The sequence below is a fragment of the Geodermatophilus sp. CPCC 206100 genome, assembly GCF_048569675.1.
GTDB lineage: Bacteria > Actinomycetota > Actinomycetes > Mycobacteriales > Geodermatophilaceae > Geodermatophilus.
Genome location: NZ_JAQISV010000042.1, coordinates 50,424 through 64,638 on the forward strand (window position 1 = coordinate 50,424; position 14,215 = coordinate 64,638).

At 74.6% G+C, this 14,215-nt stretch carries 12 protein-coding genes; 5 read left to right on the plus strand and 7 right to left on the minus strand.

The features are described 5' to 3' along the window. Nucleotides 1–76: 76 nt before the first annotated feature. Together PGN05_RS18815 and PGN05_RS18820 are read left to right on the plus strand one after the other, a co-directional pair. Nucleotides 77–1,060, plus strand: a complete 984-nt coding sequence (locus PGN05_RS18815) for an ABC transporter substrate-binding protein (RefSeq protein WP_419754098.1) — start codon at nucleotides 77–79, stop codon at nucleotides 1,058–1,060. A 47-nt stretch (nucleotides 1,061–1,107) separates the two neighbouring features. Then, nucleotides 1,108–2,172 carry an amidohydrolase family protein gene (locus PGN05_RS18820; RefSeq protein ID WP_419754099.1) on the plus strand — a complete coding sequence of 355 codons (1,065 nt, stop codon included), beginning with the start codon at nucleotides 1,108–1,110 and terminating at the stop codon, nucleotides 2,170–2,172. Between the two features lie 58 nt (nucleotides 2,173–2,230). On the opposite strand, the gene PGN05_RS18825 is transcribed toward PGN05_RS18820, so the two are convergent. The 6 genes from PGN05_RS18825 to PGN05_RS18850 form a co-directional block, all read right to left on the minus strand. Beyond that, nucleotides 2,231–2,908 (minus strand): RraA family protein, encoded by a 678-nt coding sequence (locus PGN05_RS18825; RefSeq protein ID WP_419754100.1) that lies wholly within the window; start codon nucleotides 2,906–2,908, stop codon nucleotides 2,231–2,233. Between the two features lie 75 nt (nucleotides 2,909–2,983). After that, the gene (locus PGN05_RS18830) at nucleotides 2,984–3,448 is read right to left on the minus strand and encodes a MaoC family dehydratase (RefSeq protein ID WP_419754101.1); all 465 of its coding nucleotides are present in this window, start codon (nucleotides 3,446–3,448) and stop codon (nucleotides 2,984–2,986) included. A gap of 23 nt (nucleotides 3,449–3,471) precedes the next feature. Further along, complete coding sequence (locus PGN05_RS18835; RefSeq protein WP_419754102.1) at nucleotides 3,472–5,088, minus strand: AMP-binding protein; 1,617 nt, start codon at nucleotides 5,086–5,088, stop codon at nucleotides 3,472–3,474. Further along, nucleotides 5,085–5,969: an amidohydrolase family protein gene (locus PGN05_RS18840; protein ID WP_419754103.1), complete on the minus strand. Its 885-nt coding sequence runs from the start codon at nucleotides 5,967–5,969 to the stop codon at nucleotides 5,085–5,087. The genes PGN05_RS18835 and PGN05_RS18840 overlap by 4 nt, the downstream gene beginning before the upstream one ends. 8 nt (nucleotides 5,970–5,977) lie before the next feature. Continuing rightward, nucleotides 5,978–6,889, minus strand: a complete 912-nt coding sequence (locus PGN05_RS18845; protein WP_419754104.1) for an SDR family NAD(P)-dependent oxidoreductase — start codon at nucleotides 6,887–6,889, stop codon at nucleotides 5,978–5,980. Nucleotides 6,890–7,033: 144 nt separating this feature from the next. Then, complete coding sequence (locus PGN05_RS18850) at nucleotides 7,034–7,936, minus strand: PaaX family transcriptional regulator C-terminal domain-containing protein (protein ID WP_419754105.1); 903 nt, start codon at nucleotides 7,934–7,936, stop codon at nucleotides 7,034–7,036. A 230-nt stretch (nucleotides 7,937–8,166) separates the two neighbouring features. Here PGN05_RS18850 and PGN05_RS18855 point away from each other — a divergent pair, with 230 nt between their 5' ends. Together PGN05_RS18855 and PGN05_RS18860 are read left to right on the plus strand one after the other, a co-directional pair. Beyond that, entirely contained in the window at nucleotides 8,167–9,705 is a 1,539-nt protein-coding gene (locus PGN05_RS18855) for an aldehyde dehydrogenase family protein (protein WP_419754106.1), read from the plus strand. Then, nucleotides 9,702–11,345, plus strand: a complete 1,644-nt coding sequence (locus PGN05_RS18860; protein ID WP_419754107.1) for a GMC family oxidoreductase — start codon at nucleotides 9,702–9,704, stop codon at nucleotides 11,343–11,345. The genes PGN05_RS18855 and PGN05_RS18860 overlap by 4 nt, the downstream gene beginning before the upstream one ends. Nucleotides 11,346–11,387: 42 nt before the next feature. Here PGN05_RS18860 and PGN05_RS18865 read toward each other — a convergent pair whose 3' ends face one another. After that, a complete protein-coding gene (locus PGN05_RS18865) occupies nucleotides 11,388–12,725 on the minus strand; it encodes an MFS transporter (RefSeq protein WP_419754108.1) in 1,338 nt (445 codons plus the stop codon). A 168-nt stretch (nucleotides 12,726–12,893) separates the two neighbouring features. Here PGN05_RS18865 and PGN05_RS18870 point away from each other — a divergent pair, with 168 nt between their 5' ends. Further along, nucleotides 12,894–13,868: a GlxA family transcriptional regulator gene (locus PGN05_RS18870; RefSeq protein ID WP_419754109.1), complete on the plus strand. Its 975-nt coding sequence runs from the start codon at nucleotides 12,894–12,896 to the stop codon at nucleotides 13,866–13,868. Nucleotides 13,869–14,215: the final 347 nt, after the last annotated feature.

Genomic DNA, 14,215 nt, shown 5'->3' on the forward strand with positions numbered 1-14,215 from the left:
CGCAAGCTAACGTCTTGGGCGACCGGGTGGTGCCCATCACAGCCGGTCATCCCGTCTCGAGAGGAGCACCATCCCCATGCCCCGGTTCCGTCCCGCCGCAGCCCTCGCGACCGCGGCCCTGTTCCTGGCCGCCTGCGGAGGCGACCCCGACGCCGGGGGGTCGGACTCCGGCTCCGCGTCCGGCGGCGCCCAGGAGCTGACGACGGTCACCGTCGCCGACACCGCCGGCGCTCCGTTGAACTTCCTGACCTACGGTCAGCGCGAGGGCTACTTCGAGGAGGCCGGCCTCGACCTCGAGATCTCCTCGTCGGCCGGCGGCGCCACCGTCATCCCGCAGCTGATCGGCGGCGACCTCGACGTCGCCGGCTCCAACGTCGTGTCGGTGCTCGTGGCCGCCGAGCAGGGCCTCCCGCTGCGGATGGTGGCCGGCGGCACCAGCACCTCCGAGGAGCCCGAGCAGGACTTCTCGGCGATCATGGTCGCCGGCGACAGCCCGATCACCGGCATCGAGCAGCTGGCCGGCCAGCGCGTCGCCGTCAACACGCTGCGCAACATCAACGACATCGTCATCGGGTCGCTGCTGGAGGACGCCGGCCTCGCCGCCGACAGCGTCCAGTTCGTCGAGCTGCCCTTCCCGGACATGGCCCCGGCCGTGATCAACGGGGACGTCGAGGCCGCGCTGCTCATCGAGCCGTTCGTCACCGCCGCCGAGCAGCAGGGGCTCAAGATCGTCGAGCGCCCCTACACGTCGGCCAAGCCCGGCCTGCAGATCGGCACGTACGTGATGAGCCAGCAGTTCGTCCAGGAGAACCCCGAGATCGCCGAGGCCTTCCTGGCCGGCGTCCAGGCGACCGCCGACGCCATCCGCGAGGACCCCGAGGCGTTCCGCACCGCCCTGCCGGAGATCAGCGACATCTCGCCCGAGCTGGCGGCGGACGTGCGGATCAACCTGTGGCAGGGCGCCAGCGACCGCGAGTCGCTGGAGCTCATCCAGGAGCTGATGCTCCGGTACGGCCTGATCGAGGACGAGGTCGACCTGGACGAGGTCGTCGTCGGCTGAGGCCTGCCCCGGCCACCACCCACACCGCCAATGGAGGAACAGCACCCATGACCGACGACACGCCCCGCACCGGCGGGTCCCAGGGTTACCTGCGCATCGCCACCGAGGAGGCCTGGGCCACCCAGGACCTGTTCGACGCCTGGGACCGCAAGATGGCCGAGCCCGGCGCCGACCCCGGCTTCGTCGGGCTGGCCGGCTTCTACACCGCCAGCCAGGCCGAGCGCCCGCAGAACATCAAGCGCCGCCTCCTGGACCTCGGCGAGGAGCGCATCGCCGACATGGACGCGACCGGCATCGACCGGCAGCTGCTGCTGCTGACCGCCCCGGGCGTGCAGGTCCTCGACACCGCCGAGGGCGTCGCCCTGGCCCGGTCGACCAACGACGTGCTGGCCGACGCCATCCGCCGGCACCCCGACCGGTTCAGCGGGCTCGCCGCGATCGCCCCCCAGGACCCGGCGGCCGCCGCCGAGGAGCTGCGCCGGGGCGTGACCGAACTCGGTCTCAGCGGCGCGGTGGTCAACTCCCACACGCAGGGCCGGTACCTCTCCGACCAGGAGTACTGGCCGATCTTCGAGGCCGCCGAGGCCCTCGACGTGCCGATCTACATCCACCCGACCGGCCTGCCGAAGGACATGATCCGCCCGTTCCAGGAGGCGGGTCTGGACGGTGCCATCTACGGCTTCGGCGTGGAGACCGGTCTGCACCTGCTGCGGATCATCACCGCGGGCGTCTTCGACCGGTTCCCGAAGCTGCGGATCGTCGTCGGTCACGCGGGCGAGGCGCTGCCGTTCTGGCTGTTCCGGCTCGACCACATGCACGCCGCCACCGTGCGCGCGCAGCGGTACGAGTCGATGAAGCCGATCAAGCGCACGATCAGCGAGTACATGCGGGAGAACGTCTACATCACCACGAGCGGGATGGCCTGGGAGCCGGCGATCCGGTTCTGCCAGGACGTCCTGGGTGCCGACCGCGTGCTCTACGCGATGGACTACCCGTACCAGTACGAGGTGGACGAGGTCCGCACGCACGACAACCTGGGTGTGGACGCGGCGACGAAGAAGGCGCTGTACCAGACCAACGCCGAGCGGGTCTTCGGGCTGGGCTCCCGCTGACCGACGGCGGTTGCCGGGGACGCGCGACGCGTCCCCGGCAACCGCTCGAGGCGTTCGACTACCGGCCGGCGCCGGTGTCCCCGGGCAGGCCGAGCAGCTCCAGGGTCGTGGCCCCGGCCCGCAGCTGGGCCATGAGGCCGGCCTCCTTGCGCTCCCGGGCCTCGCCGGCCGCGACCGCCGCCTCGGCCTGACCGGCCGGGACGACGACCACCCCGTCGGCGTCGCCGACGACGAGGTCCCCCGGCGAGACGAGGACGTCGCCCAGCCGCAGCCGGCCGCCGATCGCGCCGGGCCGCAGCGGGTCCTTGACCGTGCCGCGGATGCACGTGCCGGTGCTGAACACCGGGAAGCCGAGCTGTTGCACCTGCACCGCGTCCCGCACGCAGCCGGAGATCACCAGCCCGGCGATGCCCCGCGCCTGGGCGGCGGTGGCCATGACCTCGCCCCAGTAGCCGAAGTCCTCCCCCGCGCCGACCTCGACGACCAACACCTCACCGGGGGCCGCGGCGTAGATCGCGCGGTGCAGCCACAGGTTGTCGCCGTCCGGGCAGAGGACGGTCGCGGCGGGGCCGGCGACGGACGGCTGCTCGCGGTACAGGGCCCCGATCGACGACGGCAGCGCGCCGATCCGGCCGGCCGCCTCGTGGACCGTCGACGCGCCGAGGCGGGCGGCCCGCTCGACCAGGTCGGCCGGCAGGCGGTCGGACGGGTCGGCGGCCTGCAGCGGATCGCTCATCGGGCGGGGCTCCTCGGGGATCGCAGGGGTCGTCGGCCGGGCCGGCTGCGCAGCCGGCCCGGCCGACGAGGGACATCAGACCAGCTGGCGCACCACGCTGGCGGCCACGCACGCCGGCTTGGGCGAGCCCTCGACCTCGAACGTGACGGTGGTCAGCACCTGGATGCCGCCCTTGATGTCGGTGACCTCGTCGATGCTGGCCTTGGCGCGCAGCTTGCTGCCCACCGGCACCGGGGAGGGGAAGCGCACCTTCTCCAGGCCGTAGTTCACGCCCATGCCGAAGCCGGTGAACGTGTACAGCTGGGGCAGGAACCGCGGGATCAGCGAGAGGGTCAGGAAGCCGTGGGCGATGGGGCCGCCGAAGGGGCTCTCCTTCTTGGCCCGCTCGACGTCGACGTGGATCCACTGGTGGTCACCGGTGGCGTCGGCGAACAGGTTCACCATGTCCTGGGTGACCTCCACCCAGTCGGTCGGCCCGACCTCCTTGCCGACCATGCTCTTGACGCCCTCGACGCCGTCGACGGTGATGGGAGTGCTCATGGGGATCTCCTGAGGTGAGGGGACTACGGGGTGGACTCGGCGACGTGCCGCGCCCAGGTCAGGTCGGCCTTGCCGGAGGGGCTGCGCTTGAGCTCGTCGACGACGACCAGCTCCCGCGGCTTCTTGTGGTCGGCCAGTCGCTCGCCGACGTAGGCACGGGCCTCCTCGTCGGAGAGTTCCGTACCGGGCTGCAGGGCCACGACGGCGACGATCCGGGAGCCCCACCGCTGGTCGGGGGCGCCGACGACCATGGCGTCCCGGACGGCGGGATGGGTGAGCAGCACCTGCTCGACCTCCTCGGCGAAGACCTTCTCGCCACCGGTGTTGATCACCCGGCTGCCGCGGCCGTGGAAGACCACGGTGCCGTCGGCATCCAGGCTGGCCATGTCGCCGGGGACGACCCAGCGCCGCCCGCCGATCTCCCGGAAGGTCTTGGCCGTCGCCTCGGCGTCGCCCTGGTAGGCGATGTGCTCGTCGACCGGCGCGGCCATCAGCCCGATCTCCCCGGAGCCCGGCGTCACCGGCCGTCCGGCGTCGTCGATGACCTGCGCCCCCGGGAACAGCTGGAAGCGCGCGGTCTCGGTGGGGTCGCCGCGGCGGGTCTCCTGGACGGCGTAGGGCCCGCCCTCCGAGGAGGCGACCAGGTCACGGCAGACCATGTCGCGGGCGTGCCGCAGCAGCCGCTCCTTGACGTCCGCGCTCCAGGTCACGCCGACGCTGATCATCAGCTTCAGCGTCGACAGGTCGTAGGGCCGGCCGGCCGCCTCCGCGGCGTCCAGCGCGTCGGCCAGCGGCCGGGCGAAGACGTCGCCGACGATCGAGACGGTGTCGACCCGCTCCCGCTGCACCGTGGCCGCCAGCTCGTCGGGGTCGTAGGACCGCGACGCCAGGTAGACCACGCGACCGCCGGCCAGCAGGGCTCCCAGGGTGGTGTACATGCCGGTCGCGTGCATCAGCGGCGGCGCGGGCAGGCACACCATCGCGTCCCGGTCGAGCCCGAGCCGCTCCAGGGCTGCCCGCAGCTCGTCGAGCGACTGCGGAACGGACTCCCCGAGCAGCAGCAGCCCGTTGGCGCAGACCGTGGCGAACAGCCCGGAGTGCCGGGAGAGCACGCCCTTGGGCCGCCCGGTGGTGCCGCCGGTGTACATCAGCCAGTGGTCGTTGCCCCGCTGGATGCGCGGCGCAGGCTCGGCGGCGGCCACGGCCTGCTCGTAGTCGACGGCCCACTCCGGGACGTCGTCCGGACCGTCGACCTGGACCAGCGCACGCAGCTTCGGCAGGGCCGGGCGGGCCTCGCCGAACCGCTCGGCCAGGGCGGCGTCGAAGACGACCGCCTCGGCCTGCGCGTCCTCCAGCAGGCCGACGATCTCGTCCCGCCGGTAGCGGTAGTTGACGTTCAGCGGCACCGCGCGGAGCTTGAGGATCGCGTAGACGCTCTCGATGTACTCGATCCCGTTGTAGAGCGCCACCGCCACCCGCGACTCCGGGCCGATCCCCTGCGCGGCGAGGTGGCCGGCCAGCCGGGCGGCCCGCTCGTCGAGCTCGGCCCAGGTGCGGCTGCGCTCGCCGTGGCTGACCGCCAGCCGGTCGCGGCGGAGGTCCCCGACCGTCTCCAGGACGGTCGCCAGGCTCTCGTTCACGCCGCGGAACCGCCCAGGCCGAAGAGCTTCGCGGCGTTCTCCTTGAGGATCTTCGGGCGCACCTCGTCCTTGATCGCGATGCCGTCGAAGTCCTTCATCCACCGCTCGGGGGTGATGACCGGGAAGTCGGACCCGAAGAGCACCTTGTTCTTCAGCAGCGAGTTGGCGTACTGCACCAGCTGCGGCGGGAAGTACTTCGGCGACCAGCCGGACAGGTCGATGTACACCTGCGGCTTGTGCGTGGCCACCGACAGCGCCTCGTCCTGCCAGGGGAAGGACGGGTGGGCCAGGATGATCTTCATGTCGGGGAAGTCGACGGCCACGTCGTCGACGTACATCGGGTTCGAGTACTTCAGCCGGATGCCCCCGCCGCCCGGCTGACCGGCGCCGACGCCGGTCTGGCCGGTGTGGAACAGGGCGACCAGGCCGTGCTCGGCGATGACCTCGTAGAGCGGGTAGGCCAGCCGGTCGTTCGGGAAGAACGCCTGGGTGTTGGGGTGGAACTTGAACCCGCGGACGCCGTACTCGGTGACCAGCCGGCGCGCGGCCCGCACGCCCGCCGCGCCGCGGGCCGGGTCGATGCTGGCGAACGGGATGATGACGTCGCTGTGCTCGGCGGCGAGCTCGGCGACCTCCTCGTTCGTGGGCACCGGCTCCTCACCGGTCTGCGAGACGCTGTCCACGCCGAAGGCGACCGCCGCCATCTTCCGCTCGCGGTAGTACTCGGCCAGCTCGGGCAGCGAGTACTGCGGCATCTTGCCGATGCCGAAGTACTCGCCCATGTCCTTCTCGGGATCCGCGTTGTACTCGGTGCCCGCGACCGACTTGTGCACGTGGGTGTGCACGTCGATCGCGACGATGTCGTCGAGGTTGATCGCCATGGCCGGGGTCACTTCCCCTCGGGAGCGCCGGGCACGGTGTCCGGCTTGAAGGCCTGCAGGTGCGGCTGGAACTGGGTCGGGAACGCCTCGGCGATCGAGTCGGCACTCCAGCCGCCCTCGCGGACCTCGACGGCGACCTCGGTCGGGTGCGACCAGATCGCGATGCGGTCGCCACCGATGCCGATGGCCTGGCCGGTGATGCCGGCGGCCTCGTCGGAGGCGAGGAAGACCACCAGGCCGGCGACGTCGTCGGAGGTGCCCAGGCCGGTGGCGCGGACCTCCGCGGGGATCGGCTCGCCCCGGTCGGCCTTCTCCACCAGCTCGCCCAGGCCGGGGATGGTGGCGACCATGCGGGTCAGCGCGACCGGGATGACGGCGTTGACCGTGGTGCCGCTGCGCTCGAGCTCGGCGGCCCAGGTGCGGACCAGGCCGACGATGCCGGCCTTGGACGCCGTGTAGCCGGTCTGCCCGAAGCTGGCGCGCTGCCCGGCCGGGGAGCCGATGAGGATGAGCCGGCCGTTGCCGCCCTGCTCCTTGAACCGCCGCGCGGCGGCGCGGCCGCAGGTGAAGGTGCCGCGCAGGTGGGTCTCGACGACGAGGTCGAAGTCGGGGTCCTCCATCTTCAGCAGCGAGCGGTCCCGCAGGACGCCGGCGTTGGTGACCATGACGTCGAGCCGGCCGAACTCCTCGACCGCCTTGGCGACGAGGGCGTCGGCCGCCTCGGTGGAGCCGATGGCCGAGCCCTCGGCGACCGCGGAGCCGCCCGCGGCCTGGATGGCCGCGACGGTCTCCTCGGCGAGCTCGACGTCGAGGTCGTTGACCACGACGGCGGCCCCGGCCGCGGCGAGCGCCTTGGCGTAGGCCTGACCGAGGCCGCGACCGGCCCCGGTGACGACGGCGACCTTGCCGTTCAGCTGCATGGGAGTCCTCTCGAGAGCGTGGCAGTGGAGCGCACGGGGTACACCGGCGGCACGCACCCGGCATCTGCCGCCTCCGGCAAGTTATTCACTCTCGTGGCGAACGTCAACGCACCGTCCCAGTCGATGGAAGGGAACCGTCGACGGTCAGGCGGGGTCGGCGCGCTCCACGAGGCGCGCGGCGATGGCCGCCGCACCCTGGTGGTAGCGGGTGCGCAGGCGCAGCGCGACGTGCTCGGCGCGGACGGCCGGCCAGTCGGCGGGCAGGTACTCGACCGGGAGCCCCGGGTCCGAGCGCGCCAGCAGCGTCCACTCGCCGTGCAGCCACAGCTGCCGGGCCAGGTCGTCGGGCGCGCCGGGCAGGGGGTCGGGGCGGTCCCAGCGCTGCAGGAACCGCTCGTAGCCGCGGGCGAGCGCGGCGACGTCCCAGGCGTCGTCGATGAGGTCGGGCACCTGCGTGGGCTCGGCGACCGCCGCCCGGAAGACCTTGAGGGCGTCGAGGACGTCGAGCTTCTGCAGCAGCGCCTCGACGTCGACCTGCCCCGGCGCCACCCAGAGGCCGTTCTGCAGCATGCCGAACCCCGCCCACTGCAGCCGGGACCGCAGCAGGTGGCGGTCGGCCCGGCGGCTCTCGGGCAGGGAGAAGCCCAGCAGCGTCCACTGCCCGTCCCAGGTGCGGTTCACCGGCGAGCGCCAGGCCCGCTCCCCGCCCTCGGCCAGCTCGGCCAGCGCCCGCGCGGTGGGTGACAGGTGGATCCGCTTGCCGCGGCGGGAGCGCTCGAGGGTGCCCCGGCGCAGCATCCGGCTCACGGTGGACCGGGCCGCGTGCTCGCCGACGCCCACCCGCGCCAGGACGTCGATCAGCCCCTGCGTGGGCACGGCGAGCCCGGGGTCCATCAGGTGCACGCCGCAGAACATGAGCACGTGGGTCTGCGGCCGGACCGGAGCCGGCGCGAGCGGGTCGCCGTCGGCCGGGACGGCCAGCTCCTCGGAGACGTCCGCGGCGAGGTCGTCCCCGTCGGGCGGCACGAGTGCGGCGGCGCTCGTCATCGGGCCTCCTGCCGGTGCGGACGGGGGCGCGGGGGGCAGGCCGCGCCCGTGGGCGACCCGCGCAGGCGTCAGCACGTCCGCGCGGACGTGCTGACCAAGATACGCAGCACGGTGACGACCGCCAGGCCCTTGCCTCCGACGGAGGACGCCGCACCACCCCCGGCCGGCGCTGCGGCGGCCGGCCCCGACGCCGACCGGCCGACGGTGCTACCCGCGCGTAACCTGCGGCCATGTCGCTCGCGCAGCAGCTGGGCACGGTCACCGGGGACGCGGCGGGCACCGTCGACCGGCACGCCACCACCGGGACCTTCGACTCGACCGACCCGGCCACCGGCGCGGTCGTCGGCACCTTCCCGGTGCACGACGAGGACGCCGTCCGCGCGACCGTGGCCCGCGCGCGGCCGGCCGCGCAGGCGTGGGCCGCGCTCGGCTTCGACGGCCGCCGCACCCGCCTGGCCGCCTACCGGGGCCACCTCGCCCGGCGGCTGCACGAGCTGGCCGACCTCGTGCACCGGGAGAACGGCAAGCCGCACGCCGACGCCGTCCTGGAGATCACCCTGGCCGTCGACCACCTGGCCTGGGCGGGGTCGCACGCGCGCACGGTGCTGCGCCCGCGCCGGGTGAACCCCGGCCTGCTGGCCGCCAACCACGCCGCCACGCTGGAGTACCAGCCCCTCGGCGTGGTCGGCGTCATCGGCCCGTGGAACTACCCGGTGTTCACGCCGATGGGGTCGATCGCCTACGCGCTGGCCGCCGGGAACGCCGTGGTGTTCAAGCCGTCGGAGCACACCCCCGCCGTGGGCGCGTGGCTGGCCGCGGCGTGGCGGGCGGCCGTCCCCGACGTCGCCGACGCGCTCCAGGTCGTGACCGGGGACGGCGGGACCGGGGCGGCGCTGTGCCGGGCCGGCGTCGGCAAGCTGGCCTTCACCGGCTCGGCCCCGACCGGCCGGCGGGTGATGGCCGCCTGCGCCGAGACCCTCACCCCGGTCGTCATGGAGCTCGGCGGCAAGGACGCCATGATCGTCGACGACGACGCCGACGTGGCCGCCGCGGCCGACGCCGCCGTCTGGGCCGGGATGAGCAACGCCGGGCAGACCTGCATCGGCATCGAGCGGGTGTACGTGACCGAGCGGGTGCACGACGCCTTCGTGGCCGAGGTCGAGGAGCGGGTGCGCGGCCTGCGCCCGGGATCGGACGATGGCGCGGCCTACGGCCCGATGACCATGCCCAGCCAGGCCGACGTCGTCCGGCGGCACGTGGACGACGCCGTGGCCGCGGGCGGCCGGGTGCTCACCGGCGGCACCGTGGACGACCGGTGGGTCGCGCCGACGGTGCTGCTCGACGTCCCCGAGACCTCGGCGGCGGTCCGCGAGGAGACCTTCGGGCCGACCCTGACCATCACCCGGGTGCGGAACGCCGAGGAGGCGCTCGAGCGCACCAATGCCAACGCCCACGGCCTGGCCGGCGCGGTGTTCTCGCGGTCGCGCGGGCGAGCCATGGACCTCGCCCGCCGGATGCGCACGGGCATGACGTCGGTCAACTCGGTGCTCACGTTCGCCGCGGTGCCGGCGCTGCCCTTCGGGGGCGTGGGCGAGAGCGGGTTCGGCCGCATCCACGGGGCCGACGGGCTCCGGGAGTTCACCCGCACCAAGGCGATCACCCGTCAGCGCGTGGCCCTGCCGGTCGACCTCATGAGCTTCCGGCGCCCGGCCGCGGCCGCCGACGTCCTGGCCCGGGCGATGGGCCTGGTGCACGGGCGCCACCGGTGAGCGCCGCCCCCGGCCCGGCGGCCGAGGAGGAGGACGGCGGGGAGTTCGACGTCGTCGTCGTGGGCGCCGGGTCGGCCGGCTGCGTGCTGGCCGGCCGGCTCTCCGAGGACCCCGCGCTGCGCGTGCTGCTGCTGGAGGCGGGGGGCTCGGACGACGTCCTGGAGGTGCAGGTCCCGGCGGCGCTGTACAAGCTGTGGCGCACCCGGCGGGACTGGAACTACACGACCGAGCCGCAGCCGGGTCTCGGCGGCCGGCGGCTGTTCTGGCCGCGGGGCAAGCTGCTCGGCGGCTCCTCGTCGATCAACGCGATGATCTACGTGCGCGGCGCGCGGTGCGACTACGACGAGTGGGCGGAGCTGACCGGCGACCCGTGCTGGTCCTCCGAGAACGTGCTGCCGCTGTTCCGGCGGACGGAGGACAACGCCCGCGGCGCCGACGCCTCCCACGGTGCCGGTGGCCCGCTGCGGGTGGAGGACCCGCGGTCCCCGCACCCGTGGTCGCGGGCCGCCGTCCAGGCCGCCGTCGCCGCCGGGCACCCGCGCAACGACGACTTCAACGGCCCCCGCCAGGAGGGCGCCGGGCTCTACCAGCTCACCCAGCGGCGCGGCCGGCGCTGGTCGGCCGCCGACGCCTACCTGCGCCCCGCCGAGGGCCGGCCCAACCTCACCGTCCGGACCGGTGCGCTGGCGACGCGGGTGCTGGTCTCGGCCGGCCGGGCCACCGGGGTCGAGTACCGCCGCGGCGGGCGCCGGCACACCGTCGCCGCGGCCGCCGAGGTGGTCCTCGCCGGCGGTGCGGTGAACTCCCCGCAGCTGCTGATGCTGTCGGGCATCGGTCCGGCGGCGCACCTGCGCGAGGTCGGCGTCGACGTCGTCCACGACCTGCCGGGAGTGGGCTCCGGGCTGCAGGACCACCCCCTGGTGCCGGTGATCTGGCCGACCCGGTCGGGCCGGTCGCTGTTCCGCGGCGAGTCGCCGTGGGGGTACGCGCGGTGGTTCGCCGCCCGCCGCGGTCCGCTGTCGTCGAACCTGGCCGAGGCCGGCCTGTTCAGCCGGTCGCGGCCCGGACTGCCCGCCCCCGACCTGCAGTTCCACTTCCTGCCGGTGGAGTTCTGGCGGCAGGCGGAGGCCGATCCGCACGTCGACGCGTTCACCGCGGCCGCGACGCTGGTGCGGGTGCACTCGCGCGGCACGGTGCGGCTGCGCTCGGCCGACCCCACCTGGGCGCCGGCGATCGACCCCGGCTACCTCACCGACGAGCGCGACCTCGACGCGCTGGTGTGCGGGGTGGAGCAGGCCCGCGAGATCGCCGCGACCCCGCCGCTGGCCGCCGTCCTCGGGGAGGAGCGGTCCCCCGGCCCGGCCGTTCCGACCGCGGAGGGCCTGCGCCGGGCCGTGCGCGACACCGTCGAGTCGCTGTACCACCCGGCGTCCTCCTGCCGCATGGGGGTGGACGACGACGCCGTGGTCGACCCGCGGCTGCGGGTGCACGGCCTCGACGGGCTGCGCGTGGTCGACGCCTCGGTGCTGCCGACCCTGGTGCGCGGCAACACCCACGCCCCGACGCTGATGGTCGCCGAGCGGGCGGCGGACCTCATCACCGGCCGCACCGTCGACCCCCGCCTGAGCGGCACCGCCTGACCCCGGCCGCCGTGCGAGGGGTGGCGAGGACGGGGTCCCTGCTCAGCCGTGCGCCTGGCCGGCCGCCGCCTGGGTCGGGGACGGCGGGAGTCCGACGTCCGGACCGCCGGCGGGGGGCGCCGGACGGCGGCGGATCGCGACCGACATCGCCGCGGCCGCGAGGCACAGCGCGCCGGCGGTGAACCAGGCCAGGTCGTAGGAGCCGGTGACGTCGCGGACCACCCCGCCCCCGAACGCGGCGAACGCCGAGCCGACCTGGTGCGAGGCGAACACCCACCCGAAGACGACGGGGGCGCGCGGGCCGAAGTGCTCCCGGCACAGCGCCAGCGTCGGCGGCACCGTGGCCACCCAGTCCAGGCCGTAGAACACGATGAACGCGATCATGCTGACGTGCAGCTCCGGCCCGAACAGGGGCGGGAGCAGGAACAGCGAGAAGCCGCGCAGCCCGTAGTAGGCCAGCAGCAGCACCCGCGGGTCGACCCGGTCGGTGAGCCAGCCGGAGAAGATCGTGCCGGCGATGTCGAAGATGCCGACGACGGCCAGCAGGCCGGCCGCCGTGGTCACCGGCATGCCGTGGTCGTGCGCGGCCGGGATGAAGTGCGGCTGCACCAGGCCGTTGGTCGACAGCCCGCAGATGAAGAACCCGCCGGCGAGCAGCCAGAACGGCCGGCTGCGGGCCGCCTCGACCAGGCCGCGCACCGCCGTCCGAGCCGCGCCGGTGCGCACCGGGTCGACGTCGTCGGCGGCCGTGCCCCCGTAGGGGGCGACGCCGAGGTCGCGCGGCCGGTCGCGCAGCAGCCAGGCCACCAGGGGGACGACGGCCAGCGCCGCGGCGGTCGTGCCCAGCGACGCCGAGCGCCAGCCCCAGTTCGCGTCGGCCCAGGCGACCAGCGGCAGGAACACCAGCTGCCCGGTCGCGCCGCCGGCGGTGAGGACGCCGGAGACCAGGCCGCGGCGGGCCACGAACCAGCGGCCGGTCACCGTGGCCACCAGCGACAGCGCCATCGACCCGGTGCCGAGGCCGACGAGGAAGCCCCACAGCAGGACCAGCTGCCAGCTCGTCGTCATGAAGACGGTCAGCCCGCTGCCGGTGGCGGTCAGCAGCAGCGCGCCGACGACGACCCGCCGGACGCCGAACTTCTCCATGAGCGCCGCCGCGAACGGCGCGGTCAGGCCGTAGAGGGCCATGTTGACCGCCACCGCGGCGGAGATCGTCGACACCGACCAGCCGAACTCCGCGCGCAGCGGGTCGATGAGCACCCCGGGCACCGCCCGGAAGGCCGCGGCGCCGACCAGCGCCAGGAAGGTGACGGCCGCGACCCACCAGGCGGGGTGGATGCGGGGGCCGGTCGCCGCGCGGGGGTGATCGGTCGTCGTCACGACGAGCAGCATGACCGACGGCCCGCGGCGGCCGACAGTGGCCGGTAGGCCAACATGTGCAACGATCCGGCCATGTCACAGGGCCCGAGTCCGGCCATGTCCCAGGGCCCCAGTCCCGCCATGTCCCAGGGCCCCAGTCCCGCCATGTCTCAGGGCCCCAGTCCGGCCATGACGCGAGGCCCTCGCTCCGAGGTCGCCGTCCTCGCACTGCCGAACACCATCGCCTTCGAGCTGGGTCTCCCCCACCGGCTGCTCGAGTCCGCCGTCGACGGCGACGACCGCCGCCTCTACCGGGTGCGGGTGGCCACGCTCGACGGCGGCCCGGTCCGCACCTCCGCCGGCTTCAGCGTGGTGCCCGAGCACGACGTCTCGGTGCTGGCCGAGGCCTCGACCGTCGTCGTCCCCGGCGTCTACGGCGGTCCGGCGATGGCCGACGGCACCGTCCCGGCGGAGCTGGCCGCGGCCCTCCAGGAGGCGGCCGGCCACGCCCGGCTGGTGTCGATCTGCACCGGCGCGTTCGTCCTGGCCGCCGCCGGGCTGCTCGACGGGCGCCCGGCGACCACCCACTGGCTGCACGCACCGGCCTTCCGGCGGCTGTTCCCGTCGGTGCGGCTCGACCCGGACGTGCTCTTCGTCGACGACGGCGACGTCCTGACCTCGGCGGGCAACGCGGCCGGCATCGACCTGATGCTGCACCTGGTCCGCCGCGACCACGGCAGCGAGGTGGCCAACCGCGTCGCGCGGCGCAACGTCGTCGCACCCTGGCGGGAGGGCGGCCAGTCCCAGTTCGTCGAGCGGCCGCTGCCCGACAGCGGGGACGCGGGCACCGCGGCCACCCGCGCCTGGGCGGTCGATCGGCTGGCCGAGCCGCTCACCCTCGCCGACCTCGCCCGGCACGCCCGGATGAGCGTGCGCACCTTCACCCGACGGTTCCGCGAGGAGACCGGGTTGTCGCCGCTGCGCTGGCTGGCCGGCCAGCGGCTGGCCCTCGCCCGGCAGCTGCTGGAGTCCACCGACGCGCCGATCGACCGGGTCGCCGCGCAGGCCGGGTTCGGCACGCCGGCCTCCCTGCGCCAGCACCTGCGGGCCAGCATCGGGGTGGCGCCGGGGACCTACCGGCGCACCTACCGCGGCGCGGTGTGACCGGACACTCGCCGAGGTGAGGGCACAGGCACCGTCCGCATCTGGTTGAGTACGACATACCGGCGCCGCCCTCCGCTCATCCGGAGCTGCAGGACTCGACGTCGGACCGAGGCTGCGCCACCGAGGCGCGCCCGGTTGCCCGACGTCCCGCTGACGACGCGAGCCCGCGCGAGTGCGCCGGTGCTCGCGGTCGCCGGGCCGCACGGGGAGCCACACCGAGCGTCAGGAACCCGAATGACCTCGCACGACCCGTCCACGCCCTCCACCGACAGCGCCGCGCCGCGCTCCCGCCGCCGCGGCAGCCGCGGCCGCGGCCGCCCCGCCGGCAGGCAGCCGGCCGGCGCGCA